The organism is Nocardioides aquiterrae, assembly GCF_039526625.1.
Classification (GTDB): domain Bacteria; phylum Actinomycetota; class Actinomycetes; order Propionibacteriales; family Nocardioidaceae; genus Nocardioides; species Nocardioides aquiterrae.
In genome coordinates this window covers 1-16,666 of the sequence record NZ_BAAAJE010000026.1, presented here as the reverse complement: position 1 = coordinate 16,666, position 16,666 = coordinate 1, and the positions used below count along the sequence as shown (strand labels likewise).

General features: G+C 70.9%; 14 protein-coding genes. 12 read left to right on the top strand and 2 right to left on the bottom strand.

The features are described 5' to 3' along the window. Positions 1–68 precede the first annotated feature (68 nt). A complete protein-coding gene (locus ABD086_RS20385; protein WP_343909625.1) occupies positions 69–941 on the top strand; it encodes a MurR/RpiR family transcriptional regulator in 873 nt (290 codons plus the stop codon). Here the strand turns inward: ABD086_RS20385 and ABD086_RS20380 are convergent. Beyond that, on the bottom strand, positions 920–3,247 hold the full coding sequence (locus ABD086_RS20380; RefSeq protein WP_343909623.1) for a penicillin acylase family protein: 2,328 nt from the start codon (positions 3,245–3,247) through the stop codon (positions 920–922). The genes ABD086_RS20385 and ABD086_RS20380 overlap by 22 nt on opposite strands. Positions 3,248–3,689: 442 nt before the next feature. Between ABD086_RS20380 and ABD086_RS20375 the strand changes: the two genes are divergently transcribed. The 10 genes from ABD086_RS20375 (at position 3,690) to ABD086_RS20330 (ending at position 14,843) form a co-directional block, all read left to right on the top strand. Beyond that, positions 3,690–4,550, top strand: coding sequence for a polysaccharide deacetylase family protein (locus tag ABD086_RS20375; protein WP_343909621.1), 861 nt, complete (start codon positions 3,690–3,692; stop codon positions 4,548–4,550). A gap of 64 nt (positions 4,551–4,614) precedes the next feature. After that, the gene (locus tag ABD086_RS20370) at positions 4,615–5,622 is read left to right on the top strand and encodes a sugar ABC transporter substrate-binding protein (RefSeq protein ID WP_343909619.1); all 1,008 of its coding nucleotides are present in this window, start codon (positions 4,615–4,617) and stop codon (positions 5,620–5,622) included. Between the two features lie 34 nt (positions 5,623–5,656). After that, on the top strand, positions 5,657–7,189 hold the full coding sequence (locus ABD086_RS20365; protein WP_343909617.1) for a sugar ABC transporter ATP-binding protein: 1,533 nt from the start codon (positions 5,657–5,659) through the stop codon (positions 7,187–7,189). Positions 7,190–7,195: 6 nt separating this feature from the next. Continuing rightward, complete coding sequence (locus ABD086_RS20360; RefSeq protein ID WP_343909615.1) at positions 7,196–8,221, top strand: ABC transporter permease; 1,026 nt, start codon at positions 7,196–7,198, stop codon at positions 8,219–8,221. 63 nt (positions 8,222–8,284) lie between these two features. Beyond that, a complete protein-coding gene (locus ABD086_RS20355; protein WP_343909613.1) occupies positions 8,285–9,064 on the top strand; it encodes a class II glutamine amidotransferase in 780 nt (259 codons plus the stop codon). A 44-nt stretch (positions 9,065–9,108) separates the two neighbouring features. Beyond that, positions 9,109–9,951 (top strand): polysaccharide deacetylase family protein, encoded by an 843-nt coding sequence (locus tag ABD086_RS20350; RefSeq protein WP_343909611.1) that lies wholly within the window; start codon positions 9,109–9,111, stop codon positions 9,949–9,951. 57 nt (positions 9,952–10,008) lie between these two features. After that, positions 10,009–11,376 (top strand): type I glutamate--ammonia ligase, encoded by a 1,368-nt coding sequence (locus tag ABD086_RS20345; RefSeq protein WP_343909609.1) that lies wholly within the window; start codon positions 10,009–10,011, stop codon positions 11,374–11,376. 53 nt (positions 11,377–11,429) lie between these two features. Beyond that, complete coding sequence (locus ABD086_RS20340) at positions 11,430–12,776, top strand: aspartate aminotransferase family protein (protein ID WP_343909607.1); 1,347 nt, start codon at positions 11,430–11,432, stop codon at positions 12,774–12,776. 50 nt (positions 12,777–12,826) lie between these two features. Then, positions 12,827–13,735: a MurR/RpiR family transcriptional regulator gene (locus ABD086_RS20335; RefSeq protein WP_343909605.1), complete on the top strand. Its 909-nt coding sequence runs from the start codon at positions 12,827–12,829 to the stop codon at positions 13,733–13,735. Positions 13,736–13,817: 82 nt separating this feature from the next. Continuing rightward, complete coding sequence (locus ABD086_RS20330; RefSeq protein ID WP_343909603.1) at positions 13,818–14,843, top strand: acetamidase/formamidase family protein; 1,026 nt, start codon at positions 13,818–13,820, stop codon at positions 14,841–14,843. Between the two features lie 212 nt (positions 14,844–15,055). Here the strand turns inward: ABD086_RS20330 and ABD086_RS20325 are convergent, their stop codons facing one another. Continuing rightward, positions 15,056–15,826: an IclR family transcriptional regulator gene (locus ABD086_RS20325; RefSeq protein WP_343909600.1), complete on the bottom strand. Its 771-nt coding sequence runs from the start codon at positions 15,824–15,826 to the stop codon at positions 15,056–15,058. 328 nt (positions 15,827–16,154) lie between these two features. On the opposite strand from ABD086_RS20325, the gene ABD086_RS20320 reads away from it, so the two are divergent. Then, positions 16,155–16,666, top strand: a 512-nt coding sequence (locus ABD086_RS20320) for an alcohol dehydrogenase catalytic domain-containing protein (RefSeq protein WP_425571666.1), incomplete at its 3' end; no start/stop codon positions are given.

The window sequence follows — 16,666 nt, the reverse complement described above, 5'->3', positions numbered from 1 at the left end:
AGGTTCCGGGGAGAGCGCCGGCAGCCCGGCGATCTCCTGACCGAGCGGAGGTGAGTGCGTTGGGGTCGGTGGCAAGTCACACCCGTGAGTCGCTGGCCACCTTCAGCGACAGCGAGCGCAAGGTCGCCCGGGCGCTGCTCGCGGCGTACCCCGTCGCTGGCCTGGAGACGGTGGCCCAGTTGGCAGCCCGCGCGGGCGTCAGCCCTCCCACCGTGGTGCGGTTCGTCGCCCGGCTCGGGTACTCGGGCTACCCGGCCTTCCAGGAGGCGCTGCGGCACGAGGTCAACGAGGGCATGGGATCTCCCTTGCGCCAGTACGGCGACCACCCCGCCGCTCCCGACAACGACGACCTGCTGCCCTACGCGGCGTCGACCTTCGTCGAGACGCTCCGCGCGACCTTCAACGAGCTGCCCCCGGCGGAGTTCGCGCGGACCGTGGAGCTGCTGTGTGACGCCAAGCGGAGCGTCTACGTCGTGGGCGGCCGGTTCAGCAGGGTGCTCGCGGACTACCTGACCTCCCACCTGAAGCTGCTGAGGCCGGGTGTGTCGATGGTGACCGACGACGAGCTGGAACGGCTGGCCGTCGGGGCGGACGTCGCGCGGGGGCCGGTGCTGGTGGCCTTGGACTACCGGCGGTACGACGTCGACACGGTCCGGTTCGCGCAGTGGATGGACGAGCGCGGGGCCACCGTCGTGCTGCTGACCGACCAGTGGCTCTCACCGATCTCCCGGGTCGCGAAGGTCGTCCTCCCCTCCCGGGTCGAGGCGCCCTCGCCCTTCGACTCCCTGGTTCCCGCCATGGCCGTGGTCGAGAGCCTGGTCGCCGCGGTGTCCGCCCAGCTGGGGGAGCGGGGGCGCTCCCGGCTGGAGCTGATCGAGGACACGCGACAGCGCTGGGGCAGCGCCCCGGCGCCGGACCGCTACGAGCGCGGGAGCAGGTAGATCCGCTCCGTCGTCGCCTCCTCGACGCGCTCGCGCGAGTAGAGAAGGGGGAAGGCGCCGTCCGCGGCCCAGGTCTCGAGGTGGTCGGCGTAGTGCGGACTGCGCGGGTCGCCCGACTGGCCGGGGGAGTTGACGACCAGGGAGTTGTCCCACTCCCCGACGTCGATCACGACCCGGAAGGAGGCGCCGGCGGTCTGGCGGAAGTCGCTCCCGAATGACGTGCTGCCCACCGTGTCGCCGCTGCCGCCGCGCGGGACCGGGCCGAGCGCGGTCCACGGGGAGTCCTGCGGGAGCACGCGGTGCGCGGGGTGCACGAGCTCGGCGACGTGCAGGGCGCCCCACGACCACGACGCCATGTCCGCACCGAACCGCTCGGTCAGGTCGTCGACCGCCGCTGCCAGGGTGTCGGTCATGATCTCGCCCGCGATCCGCTCCCCGTCCGGGCCGAGGTGGTGCACCGGCCGGGTCAGCAGCTCGAGGTCGACGCGCGGGTCACCGCAGTACTCCTCCTGCGGGAGCAGGCGCGCGGCGGCGCCGGCCACCTCGGCCGCCGGCAGATGACGCGAGAGCGCGGTCTCCAGGAGCCGGGGCCGCAGGTGCTTGCGCAGCCAGACCTCGTACAGCGCCGCGGCGGCCGAGTCGGCGTGCTCGCGGGTGTCCCAGTCGGTCAGCAGCTGGACGGCGTCGCGCAGCCGTTCGTCGTCGGTGTCCACGCGTGCCAACAGCGTCTGGAGGGCGCGTGCCGGCAGGCTGACGTAGTCCGTCTGGAGCGCGAGGCAGTCCTCGACCGTCCACGCGTCGCGCCCGTCGAGCTCCTCGGCGATCCGCTCGTACCGGTAGGCCGGGTACCAGTCGTGCCCGACCGTCACGTCGGCCGGGAAGTCCTTCGGCAGGTTCATCTCGTTCGCCGTCGCCACCCAGTCCGACTCCGGCTCGTGCGAGCTCGGCAGGACGTCGTTGTCGTAGAAGCCCGCCCACTCGTAGCGACCGTCACCGGGCACCGGGAGGAGCCCGTCCCAGTTCGGGCGGACCGGCACGAGACCCCCCGGGCGCCAACCGATCGTGCCCCCGGGCTCGGCGTACACCTGGTTCTCCCCGGGCGCGCCCCAGCGGTTCATCGCGGAGCGGAACTCGTCGGCGTCGGCGGCGGTCATGTAGTCGGCGCTGCCGAGGTAGGGAGCCATGCCGGGCTCGAGCCAGGCAGCGCGCACGGCGAACGCCGACCCCGCGTCGGGGTCCTCCCAGATGACCGGGCCGTGGCGGGTGAAGCGGAGCTCGACGGTCACCGGCTCGGACCCTCGCACGGGGATGTCCTCGGTCAGCGTGGTCATCGGCTCCCAGCGGTCCCGGTAGGCGTACTCGTCCGGCGCGCTCGGGTTCAGCCGGTAGACGTAGAGGTCCTCCTGGTCGATGGCGAAGATCGTCAACCCGAAGGCCAGGTGGCCGTTGTGGCCGATGGACACCCCGGGCAGCACCGGCTCGCCGCCGCCGATGACGTCGAGGCCGGGTGCGGACAGGTGCGCCACGTAGCGCAGGGACGGCAGGGTGACGGCACGGTGCGGGTCGTTGGCGAGCAGCGGGCGCCCGGTGGCCGTCTTGCTGGAGCCCAGCACCCAGTTGTTGCTCCCCTCGGGGGTCCGTTCGCCCGACGGGTCGGTCCACGGGGTGCTGAGGTCCACCGGCCCGGTGGCGAGGCGGTACACGCGCAGGACGTCGTCGGGGATGACCGTCAGGTCGAGGCCCTCGGGGATCGCGACCGGGGCGTGCGGGTCGCGGATCCGGCGCAGGTCCTCGACGGCCGGTCCGTAGTCGCGCAGGGTGGCGGCGCGGGCCACCTCCTGCTCCAGGTTGTGGAACAAGCCGTGGCTGCGGATCCGCGGGATGTCGGTCGCCTCCCAGGTCCCGGGGAGGTACCCGAGCTCCTCGAACTCCGGCGGCAGGAAGCTGGGGTCCCGGCGGCAGAGCGCGACGAACGCGTTGATGCCTCGCACGAACGCCGTCGTCATCGCCTTGGTGTCGGAGCCGTAGGCCAGCCACTCGGCGCGCATGTCGCCGCGATAGAGGAAGAGCCGGGCCGCCCGGTCGCGCTCGACGTGCTGGGGCCCGAACGCCTCGGCCATCAGGCCCAGACCGCGGCGGCGCCACAGATCCATCTGGAAGAGCCGGGCGCGGGCGGCGTTGAAGCCCTGCGCGACGAAGAGGTCGGCACGCGACTCGGCGTAGATGTGGGGGACCCCCCACGTGTCGATCAGGATCTCGACGGGGGCGTCGAGGTCATCGAGACGGAACTCCAGGCGTTCGGGCATCGAGTGACTCCAAGCGGGGTGCGGCGCACCCGCGTACGGGCGGCAGAGGGGAGGACGACATCGACTCAGGGCGGCCGCACCCCGCCTGCGTCTCTACGCGGCGGTGGCGCCGCGCGACTCGTGTGAGCAAGGGGTACAGGGCCGCCGAACCCGTTGTCAAACGCGGACCGGGGTCGATCGAGGCCGGCTGGGAGGCCCGTTCGAAGTTCGTAACAAATATTTCAAATTCGGTCATTGACTCGATCTTGGAATACTTCTAACCTCTGTGACCTCGGGTGCCAACCGTGGTCTGCCGCACAGGTCGACACCGCGGCTGGCCCCCTCGGGCGGGCCCGCCGCACCCCGGGCCAGCCCTCCTCGACCCCACCCCTTCGGCCGCTTCTCCCTGCCCTCATGGCGCCTCGGCGTCGGTCCGCCCCAGGAACATCCCAGGAACTCCTCCATGCCCCTACAGCTGCCCGAAGGCAAGCGGTTCGCCGCGGCCCTCACCTTCGATCTCGACGCCCAGTGCCTCTGGATGGGCATGCTCGGGATCGACTCGCCGTCGTACCACTCCCGCGGGGAGTTCGGCGCGCTGGTCGGTGCGTTCCGCGTGCTCGACCTGCTCGCCGAGTTCGACATCAAGGCGACCTGGTGCGTCCCCGGCCACAGCCTCGTGACCTTCCCCGACACGATCGAGAAGATCCTCGAGGCCGGCCACGAGATCGCCGCTCACGGCTGCTACCACGAGGCCATCCCGACCCTGGAGCCCGCCGAGGAGCGGCGGCTCATGGACGTCCAGCTGGCCCAGCACCAGCAGATCGTCGGCCGGCTCCCGCGGGGATACCGCTCCCCGGCCTGGGACTACTCGGCGGTGACCGCCCAGATCCTGGAGGACTACGGGTTCGACTGGGACAGCTCGCTGATGGGACGGGACTTCGAGCCGTACCGGGCCCGGCCGGTCGACGTGCGCTACGAGGAGGCCAGCACCTTCGGCGCACCGAGCCCGCTGGTCGAGCTGCCGGTGTCGTGGTACCTCGACGATGCCCCGGACGTCGACTACATCAGGGAGACGGCGCCCGGCCTGGGCTCCCACCGCGACATGGGGCTGCGCTGGCAGGAGATCCTGGACTACGGCCGGGCGCACCACCCCGGCGGGCTGTTCAACCTGACGATGCACCCCCAGACCATCGGTCGGGCCCACCACATGCTGGTGCTGGAGTCCCTCATCCAGCACGCCGTCTCGGCGGGCGACGTCTGGTTCACCACCTTGAGTGATGCCTGCGACGCCTGGATCGCGCACGAGGAGACCCTCGCGCGCTGACCCCTCGGCGACCACCGTCCGGGGTCGTCCTCTCCGTGCTTCACCACCTCAGAAAGGCACGTCCATGAGTCGTGGATTCCTCACGAAGGCATTCGCCGTCCTCACCGCCACCAGCCTGTTCGCCCTGGCCGGCTGCGGCGGGGACGACGCGTCGTCCTCCTCCGCCGGCGGCGGTGCGGGCGACATGAAGATCGGCTACTTCATCTCCGGCACGAACAACTCCTACGTGCAGACCAACGTCAACGCGGCGAAGGAGACCGCCGAGAAGCTCGGCGTCGACCTCGAGGTCATCTCGGGGAACTGGGACTCGGCGACCCAGATCAACCAGTTCCAGACCGCCATGACGCGCAAGACCTACAACACCTGGATCGTCGCCGCGGTGGCGCCCGACCAGGCGTGCGCCCCGATCCGCCAGGCGATGGCGCAGGGCATCAAGGTCTTCGTCTCCAACCAGAGCCTGTGCGGTGACGCCACCTTCACCGAGGGCACGATGGGCTTCGTCGGCGGTCAGACGCCGGAGCTGTACGACGCCTGGATGGACGCGATCGTCGAGGACAACCCCGACGGCGGCAAGCTGGCGCTGCTCACCGGTCCGAACCTGAACGCGAACACCAACAACGCCCTGGCGGCGCTCAAGGACAAGGTCGAGAGCAACTCGGCCTTCGACGTGGTCTCGAACCAGCAGTCCGACTACACGACCGCTTCGGCGTACGACGTCGCGCAGGCGGTGCTGCAGGCGAACCCGGACCTGAAGATCTACGTCACCAACTACGCCGAGATGACCAAGGGCGTCGTCCAGGCCATCGAGGCCGCGGGCAAGACCGGTCAGGTCAAGGTCTACGACTACGGCGCCAACGAGTGGATCGTCGACGCGATCAAGGACGGCAAGGTCACCATGAGCCTGCCGATGCTGCCCTACACCGAGGTGGCCAAGAGCGTCGAGCTCACCGTGGACGCCTACGAGGGCAAGGACATCCCGGAGTCGTTCGACCTCAGCTCCGAGCTGACCTTCGACGGCGCGCCGTTCGTCACCGCCGACAACGTCGACCAGTTCAAGGCCGAGTTCAAGTAGCCGGCACTCGCTGACGCCCGGAAGGAGCCAGCTCATGTCTCTCGCCAGCCACCACGTCGACACCGACGTCGACACCGACGTCGCCATCCGCTGCGCGCAGGTCAGCAAGCGGTTCGGCAACAACACGGTGGTCACGGAGGTGGACCTCACCGTCCGCCGCGGCGAGGTGCATGCCCTGATGGGTGCCAACGGCGCGGGCAAGTCGACGGTCCTCGGGATGCTGAGCGGCCGCATCGCGCCCAGCGAGGGCACCATCGAGATCTTCGGCCACCACGTCGCGCCGGGCAGGCCCCGTGCGGCGATGGCGGCCGGGATCCGCTCGGTGTACCAGGAGCTGACCGTCGTGCCCCAGCTGACGGCGAAGGCGAACGTCTACCTCGGTCAGGAGTCGGCGCGCCGAGGGATGCTCTCGGAGAGGGCGATGACCAAGCGGTTCATCGCCCTCTGCGAGCAGTTCGGTGTGCGGATCGACCCGAACGTCCGGGCGGACCGGCTCTCGGTCGCCGACCAGCAGATCCTCGAGATCATGCGGGCAGTGCACGCCGAGGCGCGCATCCTGCTGCTGGACGAGCCCACCGCCGCGCTCTCGGAGCGGGAGCGCGACTTCCTCCTCGGGCTGATGCGCGACCTCCGCGACCGCGGCGTGACGATCGTCCTGGTGAGCCACAACATCGAGGAGGTGCTCCGGGTCAGCGACACCGTGACGGTGATGCGCAACTCCCGGAAGGTCGCCTCCGCTCCCGTGGCGGAGTGGAACGGGCGGTCGCTCGTCTCCGCGATGGTCGGCGACACGCCGCTGCGGGTCGAGCGCGATCGCGTGCCCGTGACCGGCGACTTCCTCCTGGAGGCGCGCGACGTGCGGCTGCCGGGCGCGATCACCGGGATCGACATCTCGGTGCGCAGCGGTGAGATCGTCGGTCTGGCCGGGCTGGTGGGGTCGGGCCGGAGCAGCTTGCTGCGCAGTCTCGCCGGCGCCGAGCCGACCTCGACCGGGCGGCTGACGATGCGGGGGCGCGCGGTCCGCTGGCCGCGCTCCCCTCGGGCGGCGATCCGCAGGCTGCGCATCGCGCTGCTGCCGGAGGACCGGAAGAGCCAGGGGCTGGTCCTGGGCATGCCGATCCCGGACAACATCACGCTGACCGACCTGGGGAGCGCGTCGTCGCGTGGGCTCGTCAGCCGGCGGCGCCAGTTGTCGCGCTCCACCGAGCTCCTCGACAGCCTCAACCTCGGTCGCCGGGTCGGGTTCTACCCGGTCCGCCAGCTCTCCGGCGGCAACCAGCAGAAGGTCGCGATCGCCAAGTGGCTGCACCACCGGCCCGAGGTGCTGCTCGCGGACGAGCCCACCCGCGGCATCGACGTACGGGCGAAGGTCGAGGTCCTCGCAACGCTGCGGAAGCTCGCACGCGACGGCATGGGCGTCGTCGTGGCCAGCGCCGAGCTCGAAGAGGTTCTCGACGTCAGTGACCGCGTCCTCGTCCTCTCCGAGGGTCGCGTCGTGGCGGAGATCGACATGCACGAACAGGACCCCACCGTGGGTGAGGTCCTCAACCTCGCGTTTGGAGTGTAGGAAGAAATGAGCGATCAGAGCGCAACGCCGACGCTGACCGGAGCCGGCGACGCCCCGACGGGGCCGGCCCAGCCCGCCGGCCGGCGAGCCGGCGACGTCGCCGCCAGGCTGGCCGTCGACTACGGGATGGTGGCCGTCCTGGTCGGCCTCGTCGTCGTGGCCACCGTCTTGTACTCCGGCTTCCTGGCGCCGGACAACCTGTTGATCGTGCTGAGCCAGAGCGCCCCGCTCGGCGTCGCGGCGGTCGGCATGACCTTCGTCATCATCGCCGGGGGATTCGACCTCTCCGTCGGTGCGATCTTCGCGACTGCCGGGACGATCGCCGCCAAGGTGTCGATGGACCACTCCGTGGCGCTGGGCATCCTCGCCGCCCTCGGGCTGGGCCTGGTGCTCGGCATCGTCAACGGGGTGCTGGTCGCCCGCTTCAACATCAACCCGTTCGTCGCCACGCTCGGCACCACGTCGGTGTACGCCGGTGGCATCCTGCTCTACTCCGACAGCCAGCCGTACACGGTGACCAAGATGTCGTTCATGGAGCTCGGCGCCGGCAGCGTCGCCGGCGTGCCGCTCTCGGTGATCGTGCTGATGGCGGTGTTCGGCGTCGGCGCCGTGCTGCTGCACAAGTCGACCTACGGTCGCCGCGTGTTCTCCGTCGGCGGCAACGCCGAGGCCAGCCGGCTCTCCGGCGTGCCGGTCCGGCTGGTCCGCGGCAGCACCTACGCCCTGAGCGGCCTGCTGGCCGCCCTCGGTGGCGTGATGGCCGCCTCCCGGCTCGGTGTCGGACAGGGCGACGTCGGTGCGAACCTCGCGCTCGACGCCATCGCCGTCGTGGTCATCGGCGGGACCTCGCTGGCCGGCGGTGAGGGTCGCATCTGGCGCAGCGGGGTGGGCCTGCTCATCCTCGCCGTGCTCGACAACATCTTCTTCAGCCTCGCCGTCGACTCGAACTGGCAGCTGATCACCAAGGGCGCGATCGTCGTGCTCGCCGTCGCCGCGGACCAGGCGTTCCGCGACCGCTGGAGCACCGCCTAGCCCCCGGTCGTCCCCCGTCCCCGCAGCGCAACGAAGGAGCTCTCGCAAGCAATGTGCCGCCTCTTGGGCATCGTCTCGGACCAGCCCGCCAGCATCACCGACGTTCTCGCCGACGACCTCCGGCTCTTCGCCGACCTCTCGCAGGAGCGGCACGGGGACGGGTGGGGAGCGGCGTGGGACGACGGCGGGGAGATCGAGGTCGTGACGTCGGTCGAGCCCGCGTTCCGGTGCGACAGCTTCGACCGGCACGTGTCGCAGCGGCGGTCGACGGCTTCGCTCGTCCACCTGCGCTGGGCGACCATGGGCTTGGCCGTGACCGCGAACAACACGCACCCGTTCTCGCGCAGCGGAGCGGCGTTCGCGCACAACGGATCGGTGCACGACATCGAGGCCCTCGAGGGTCTGGTCGCGCCCTCCCTGCGTGCCGGCACGGTCGGAGACACCGACAGCGAGCGTTACTTCCTCGCGATCCTGACCCGGATGCGGGACCTGCCGGCAGCCGACGCGATGCGCGAGACGCTGGTCGCGATCGACGAGGTGTCGTCGTACTCCAGCCTGAACTCGATCCTCCTCACGCCGGATCAGCTCGTCGTGGGCTCGATGTTCGACCCGACGCGCACCGATGGCGAGCCCGAGGAGTACTACCACCTGCGGGTCAAGAACTCGGCGGATGAAGTCGTGATCGCGTCCAGCGGCTGGCCGCAGCCCGGGTGGTCGCTCCTCCCCAACCGATGCGTCATGACGGTCGACCGACGCACCCGCGCGGTCTCGGTCGTGAGCGTGGACACCGGTCTGCCGATCGAGCTCGAGACGGTACCCAGCACCGCGCCCGCCCTGTTGTGAACCGTGTTCCCGTCCCACCAGCAGCTATCTGAAAGGCCACTCGAATGTCCCTGACCCTGCCCGACGGCAAGCGGATGGCGGTTGCCATCACCTGTGACTTCGACGCCCACTCGCCCTGGATGGGCACGATGGGCATGACCAGCCCGTCGGTGCTCTCGCGGGGCGAGTTCGGCGCCGAGGTCGGCGTACCGCGGCTGCTCGACCTGTTCCGACGACTGGAGATCACCACGACCTGGTGCACGCCCGGCCACGACCTGGTCACCTTCCCGGACAAGATCGAAGCGGTGCTCGAGGGCGGCCACGAGATGGCCGCGCACGGGTGCTACCACGAGGACATCCGCTCCCTCGACGCCGACCGCGAGCGTGAGCTCATGGAGCTGCAGCTCCAGCAGCACCAGCAGGTCGTGGGGCGCAAGCCGCGCGGCTACCGCTCTCCTGCGTGGGACTTCTCCGACGCGACGCTCGGCATCCTCGAGGACTTCGAGTTCGAGTGGGACAGCTCGTTGATGGGGCGGGAGTTCGAGCCCTACCACCCGCGTCCGGTGACCGTCGCCTACGAGTCCGCCAACCAGTTCGGTCCGCCCAGCCGCCTGCTGGAGATCCCGGTCTCGTGGTACCTCGACGACTGGCCGGCCGTGGAGTACATCCCGGGTGTGTCCCCCCAGCTGGGATCGCATCGCGTGATGCTGCAGCGGTGGCAGGACATCTTCGACTACGCCCACCAGCGGGTGCCGAACGCCGTGTACAACCTGACGGTGCACCCGCAGACCATCGGGCGCGCCCACCACGTCGCCGGGTTCGAGGAGTTCCTGACGTCGATCCGGGCGCTGGACGACGTGTGGTTCTGCACGCTGTCCGACGTGTTCGACGCGTGGACCGACGACTGACCGGACCACGTTGAGCCGTCTGCCGTCGTCCGTCCGCCGACCCCTCCTGGAGAAGTGATGAGCACCCGCCCGTCCCTGCCCGTGCTGTCCGACGCCGAGATCGGGTCAGTGGTGGACGCCCTCGCTGGTGGGGGAGTCCGGCAGGTCCTCGCGAGCATCGTGGACTCCGCCGGCGTGCTCCGAGGGAAGCAGGTGCCTCTCGACCGGGTGCGGTCGCTCCACCGGTCGGGTGTCGGCGCCTCGGCGACCTGGGCGGTGTTCTGCGCGGACAACGCGATCGCGATGACGCCGGGGATCGGCGCGGTGGGCGACAAGCGCCTCCGCGCCGATCTGGAGGCCGCCGTCGACGTCGGCGGCGGCCTCGCGTGGGCCCCCGCTGAGATGTTCACCCAGGACGGTGAACCCGACGAGGTCTGCTGGCGCGGGTTCCTGCGGAGGCAGCAGGCCGCCGCCGAGGAGGTCGGCCTGGAGGTGCTCGCGGCCGGGGAGATCGAGTTCGTGCTGCTCCCCGAGTCGGGGCAGCGGGACGCGTCGTGGACGGCCTACGGGCTCAGCCCGCTGCTCGCCCACGAGGCCTTCCTCGCCGAGGTCGAGGAGGAGTTCGACCGAGCCGGTCTCGGACTCGAGCAGCTGCACGCCGAGTACGGCGGCGACCAGTTCGAGCTCTCGCTGGCGCCGGCGGCGCCGTTGCAGGCGGTCGACAAGCTCGTGCTGGCGCGCTTCCTCCTCGGTCGGGTCGGCCGCCGGCACGGCCTGCGCGTCTCGCTCTCGCCGCAGCCGCTCGTCGACGGCATGGGCAACGGCGCCCACCTCCACCTGTCCTTCACGCGCGACGGTGTGCCGCTGTTCTCCGGCGGGGACGGGCCGCGCGGCATGACGGCCGAGGGCGGCTCGCTCGTCGCGGGCATCGTCGAGGCCCTGCCCGAGATCGTGGGGTTGCTGGCGCCGTCGGCCCTGTCGAGCGTGCGGCTCCAGCCCGGGCGCTGGTCGGGCGCCTTCGCCTGCTGGGGCCTGGAGAACCGGGAGGCAGCGGTGCGCTTCTGCGCCGCCACCCAGGGCAACCCCTACGGCGCCAACGTCGAGGTCAAGTGCGTCGACCCCTCCGCCAACCCCTACATCGCGTGTGGCGCCATCCTCGGCGCCGCGCTGCGGGGCCTGGCGGCCGGCACGCCGCTCCCGCCGGAGACGGACCAGGACCCCTCGGGCCTGTCGGTCGAGGAAGCCCGCCGGCTCGGGGTGGTGCAGCTGGCCGGTACGCAGGAGGAGGCGCTCGACGCGCTGGAGAAGTCCGCGGTCGCCCGGGAGCTGCTCGGTGAGAGCCTGCACGAGGCGCTCGTGGCGGTGCGTCGCCACGAGCAGCGGCAGTTCTCGGGTACCGACATCGCCGAGGTCGTCGACCGCCTGCGCTTCGCCTGGTCGGCCTGAGCCGACCGTCCTTCATTTCCCCCTTTCGATCCACCGGCACAGATGGAGTCCCGATGACGTCCTCGTCCACGCCTGCCACCACCGCGGCCGGCTCGCTCTACGAGCGCGATGCCGCCGTCGTGGCCGGCATCGAGAAGCTGCGCTTCTTCCCGCTGTCCGTCGTCGCCGGCCGCGGCGTCTGGCTGACGGAGGAGGGCGGCCGCGAGCTGCTCGACCTCAGTGCCACCTGGACCGCCTGCGGTCTGGGGCACGGGCACCCGGCGGTGACCGAGGCGGTGACCCGCGCGCTCCAGGCCCCTCCCGGGGCCGGTGGCCTCTCCGCCGTCCACCCCGACTCGGTGGGCTTCGCCGAGGAGCTGCTCGAGCTCACGCCGGGTTCGGGGGACCGGCGGGTGTACTTCGGGCACGCCGGCAGTGACGCGAACGACGTCGTCATCCGGGCCTGCCGCCACGCCACGGGGCGCCGCCGCGTGGTCACGTTCGAGCACTGCTACCACGGCGGCATCGGCGTCGCCATGCGCGTCTCCGGTGTCCACATCGACGCCGGACTCGCTCCCGACCCCGACCTGTACCTCGCGACCTACCCCAATCCGTTCCGGCCGCACGCGGATGGCGACGACCCCGTCGAGGCGAGCGTCGCCGCCTCGCTGGCCGAGGTCGACCGCGAGCTGGCCCGCGGCGACGTCGCGTGCGTGATGGTCGAGCCGATCCTCTCCGACGGGGGCATGGTGCTCCCGCCGCCGGGCTTCCTCCGGCGGCTCCACGAGGTGTGCCGTCGCCACGACGTCCCGCTGGTGTGCGACGAGGTGAAGATGGGCCTCGGGCGCCCCGGCGTGCTGCACGCCTTCCAGCTCGACGACGTCGTGCCCGACATCATTACCTTCGGCAAGGTCATCGGCGGCGGCCTGCCGCTGTCGGCCGCGGTCGGACCGGCCGCGATCCTGGACGGACCCGCGGCCTCCGCGCTGCTGACCACCGCCGGCAACCCGATCTGCACCGCGGCGGGCCGCGCCGTGCTCCGCACCATCGTCGCCGAGGAGCTCCCGGCCCGTGCGGCGGCAGCCGGCTCGCGCATGGTGGCCGGCCTGCGCGAGCTCCAGGCGCGGCTGCCCCAGATCGGTGACGTCCGCGGTGCCGGCCTGGCGATCGGCGTCGAGCTGGTCAGTGACCGGGGCACGAACGCCCCCGACCGCCGACTGGCCCAGCAGGTCGTCTACCGCGCCTGGCAGCTCGGCGCCGTCGTCTACTACGTGGGCGGCAACGTCCTGGAGATCACCCCGCCCCTGGTGATCAGCGACGAGGAGGCCGACCGGGGCGTCGAGATCCTGGGCCGGGCGATCGAGGACGCGAGCAACGGCGCCGTCGCCGATGAGCTGCTGCTCCCGTTCGCCGGCTGGTGAACCCGCCCACCCGACATGCGACGGACCCCAGCGAACCGAGTCCAGGAGCCATGAGCACCGCGTTGCCGGCCCCCCGGCCCGCGGCCGTGCTCACGGTGGCCGACCAGGTGCGCAACGGGATGGACCAGTTCAGCTCCTCGGAGAAGAAGGTGGCCCGCGCCCTCCTGGCCGAGTACCCGACGGCCGGGCTGGACACCGTTGCCTACCTCGCCGAGCGCGCCCGGGTCAGCGCCCCCACGGTCGTCCGGTTCTGTCGCAGGATCGGGTTCCAGGGCTTCCCGGAGCTCCAGGCGGCGCTCCGTCACGAGCTGGCGCCCGGCGCGTCGGGACCGCTGAGCCGGCTCGCTGCGACCCGACCGTCCGGTACGGCCTCGGAGCTCGTCCGCGACCATGCGGAGGTCCGGGCGCGCGCGGTCGCGACCTCCCTGCTCACCGTGCCGCCCTCGGAGATCGACGCCGCCGTCGCGCTGATCGGGGACGGCAGCCGGCGGGTGACCCTCGGCGGCGGACGCTTCAGCCACGTCCTCGCCCAGTACTTCGAGCTGTACCTGCAGCAGCTGCGACCGAAGGTCCGCCTCGTCGAGTCGAGCTCCCAGCGGCGCACGAGCCAGCTGCTCGACATCGACCGCAACGACGTCGTGGTGGTCTTCGACTACCGGCGCTACCAGCGCGACAGCATCCTGCTCGCCCAGCACGCGCGCCGTCGCAAGGCGTCCGTCGTCCTGCTGACGGACCCCTGGCTCTCGCCGGCCGCGGCCTACGCGGACGTCGTCCTGCCGACCGAGGTCGAGTCGCCCTCCGCCTTCGACGCACTCGCCCCGGCGTTCGCACTGGTGGAGTGCCTGGTCGCGGGCGTGCTCGGCTCCCTCGGTGACTCGGCGACCACGCGGATGCGGCACTGGGACAGTGGAGCCCAGGACCGGTTCGGACTGCTCGAGGCCGCGCCGGCCCCGGGCTAGCCGTCGCGGGCGGACCACGGCTGTGTCGAGGCCCTCGATCAGGGCCGACTTCCTGTCCACTACTTTCCGACGAATGGATGCCATGACTCACGTTTTCGAGTTCGAGATCGACGAGGACGCACCCCTCGAATCCCTCCTCTTCACGTTCGGCGGTGCCGAGCCCGTGGCCGCGATCCATCCCGGCACCGTCGTCGTCACCTCGACGCGGGACTGCTTCGCGGGCCTGGTCCGGAGCACCGCGGACGTGACGTCGCAGGTGTGCGATCCCCGCTTCCTCAACCCCCAGACCGGTCCGTTCTTCATCGAGGGCGCGAAGCCCGGGGACACCGTCGCGGTGCACTTCGTGCGCATCGAGCCGCGGTACAGCTGGGGTGTCAGCACCACGGTCCCGTTCTTCGGCGCGCTGACGGCCAGCCGGGACACGGCGCTGCTCCACCCGGCCCTCCCCGAGCTCACCTGGATCTACGAGCTCGACAACGAGGCGCGGCTCGTCCACTACCAAGCAGTCGAGGGCGACCTCCACCTGCCGCTGCCGATGGACCCCATGCACGGCACGGTCGGGGTCGCGCCGCCGTTGGGCGAGGTCCGGTCGTCACTCACCCCGGGGTCGTGGGGAGGGAACATGGACACGCCCGAGATGCGGGCCGGCTCCACGTGCTACCTGGGGGTGAACGTGGACGGAGCGCTGCTCAGCTTCGGGGACGGCCACGCTCGTCAGGCCGAGGGCGAGACCTGCGGCGTTGCCGTCGAGTGCGCGATGGACTCGGTGATCATCGTCGACCTGATCAAGGACACGCCCACCCCGTGGCCGCGCCTCGAGAACGACGACTACCTGATGACGACCGGCTCGGCCAAGCCGTTGGAGGACGCCTTCCGGATCGCGCACACCGAGATGGTCCGCTGGGTCGCGGAGCTTCTCTCGCTCTCGGAGATGGACGCCTACCAGCTCGTGTCGCAGATCGCCCTGAGCCCGGTCGCGAACGTGTGCGACACCGTCTACACCATGGTGTGCAAGGTGCCGAAGAAGCTGATCGGCTCGCCGACCGCTTTCGGCGGGGTCCACGACGCTCTCCGCTCCCGAGCCCGCGGCTGGCCGGCGTCTGGCTGACAGGTGCCGGCCGACAGATCGCCCCTGCCCTGCCCCTGCCCCTCCCCCTGCGCCGTGTCGGGGTCGCGGGAGCCGGCTCTTCGGTGACGTGGCCGTCGCCGACTGCCGAACGTGTGGCCGAGACGGCGGGCACCTGGTCGACGACCGCGCCGGCACCGAGCAGGCGCAGCCGTGCCGTGGTCGTCGAGTCGGGTGGTGGTGGGCGATCGCTCTCACCATCGGTAGCGGCTCTGCAGCTCCTTGCTCAGCGAGTGCGCGTGGCGAAGCAGCAGGCTTCCCAGCTCACGCCGTCGATCGGGGGTGAACCGCGACTCGACACCTGTCAGCGTGAGTGCCCACTCGGGACGGTGGCGGTTGTCGAACACTGCCGCCGCCATACCCCAACTGCCTGCGACAACGAGTCCGGGGTTTGTCGCGTAGCCGTTCGATCTCGTCTCAGCGATGCGCGCGATGAGGTCTTCGCTGCCATGGCTCGAGCCGTAGGTCCGTGTGAGGTCGTTCCGTTCGAGGTAGGTCCCTACCTCGCGCTCCGGAAGGTGGGCGAGCACGGCCAACCCGGCAGAAGTGACGCCTAGTGGGAACCGCGCCCCCTCGTAGAGCACGAACGATCGGATCGGGAAGTCGCCGTCCTCGCGGGTGAGACAGACCGTCTCGTCGCCCCGGCGCGCCGAGAAGAAGGCGCTCTCGCCGGTGCGAGCAGCCAGCGCGCACAGATGCGGTCTCGCATACTCGGCGAGGTCGTACCGCGTGGCTGCCGAGCTCCCCAGCAGGAACAGCTCGGGCCCGAGGTGCCATCTGCCGTTCGAACGATCGCGGTCCACGAAGCCTTCGTCCTGAAGCGCCTCCAAGGCTCGGTGAGCGGTCGGCCTCGGCAATCGGGCTGCGAGGCCGAGCTCTGTCGTCGTTGCTCCCTCAGGACCCGATTGGGACAGCGCACGCAGCAGTCGTGCCGCTCGAGCCAGGACGCCTGATTTCGACACCATTGAACTATAGCGTCCGCACAGTGGACATCCGGTACGTGAGCCCGCCCCAACCCGAGCGATCTGCGGTTCGAGGAGCGCCGCCCGTGGCAGAAGTCGCCCGATGGCGATTCAATGTCACTCAACAACTCGGGGGTAGAGATGGAGTCTCGTCGCCCGCAGCCATCGCGTGATCGTCGGCGCGATCTGCCTCGAGGCGCATCCGCCGCGGCCTGCTCGGGACCACCAGCCGAGGTGGTCACCTCGGGCCCGCGCGGGTGCGGCAGCCCTCCCGTCGACCTCGGCCGTCCCTCCCGGCTCCCACCTCCGATCAACCGATAGGACTCTGACTGTGCAGCGCATCCTCGACGCGATCATGGCCAGCCAGGAAGACGAGCAGAGCGCGGCCACCGGAGACTTCGCGAACCTGGAGATCCCCGACCACTACCGTGCGGCCACGGTCCACAAGGACGAGGTCGACATGTTCGAGGGGATGTCGACCAAGGAGAAGGATCCCCGTAAGTCGTTGCACGTCGAGGACGTGGCGCTGCCCGAGCTGGGGCCGGGTGAGGCGCTGGTGGCGGTGATGGCCTCGGCGATCAACTACAACACCGTGTGGACCTCGATCTTCGAGCCGGTCTCGACGTTCGGGTTCTTGGAGCGCTACGGCCGGCTTTCGCCGCTGACCAAGCGGCACGACCTGCCCTACCACGTGGTCGGGTCGGACCTGGCCGGGGTGGTGCTGCGCACCGGGCCCGGGGTGACCAAGTGGCAGCCCGGCACCGAGGTGGTCGCGCACTGCTTGTCGGTGGAGCTGGAGGAGCCCGACGGGCACGACGACACGATGCTGGACCCGCAGCAGCG

Bases quoted from the DNA above. Each gene is read 5' to 3' on its own strand.
- ABD086_RS20380 (WP_343909623.1), bottom strand. From the start codon at position 3,247: ATGCCCGAACGCCTGGAGTTCCGTCTCGATGACCTCGACGCCCCCGTC.
- ABD086_RS20375 (WP_343909621.1), top strand. From the start codon at position 3,690: ATGCCCCTACAGCTGCCCGAAGGCAAGCGGTTCGCCGCGGCCCTCACC.
- ABD086_RS20370 (WP_343909619.1), top strand. From the start codon at position 4,615: ATGAGTCGTGGATTCCTCACGAAGGCATTCGCCGTCCTCACCGCCACC.
- ABD086_RS20365 (WP_343909617.1), top strand. From the start codon at position 5,657: ATGTCTCTCGCCAGCCACCACGTCGACACCGACGTCGACACCGACGTC.
- ABD086_RS20360 (WP_343909615.1), top strand. From the start codon at position 7,196: ATGAGCGATCAGAGCGCAACGCCGACGCTGACCGGAGCCGGCGACGCC.
- ABD086_RS20350 (WP_343909611.1), top strand. From the start codon at position 9,109: ATGTCCCTGACCCTGCCCGACGGCAAGCGGATGGCGGTTGCCATCACC.
- ABD086_RS20345 (WP_343909609.1), top strand. From the start codon at position 10,009: ATGAGCACCCGCCCGTCCCTGCCCGTGCTGTCCGACGCCGAGATCGGG.
- ABD086_RS20340 (WP_343909607.1), top strand. From the start codon at position 11,430: ATGACGTCCTCGTCCACGCCTGCCACCACCGCGGCCGGCTCGCTCTAC.
- ABD086_RS20335 (WP_343909605.1), top strand. From the start codon at position 12,827: ATGAGCACCGCGTTGCCGGCCCCCCGGCCCGCGGCCGTGCTCACGGTG.
- ABD086_RS20330 (WP_343909603.1), top strand. From the start codon at position 13,818: ATGACTCACGTTTTCGAGTTCGAGATCGACGAGGACGCACCCCTCGAA.
- ABD086_RS20325 (WP_343909600.1), bottom strand. From the start codon at position 15,826: ATGGTGTCGAAATCAGGCGTCCTGGCTCGAGCGGCACGACTGCTGCGT.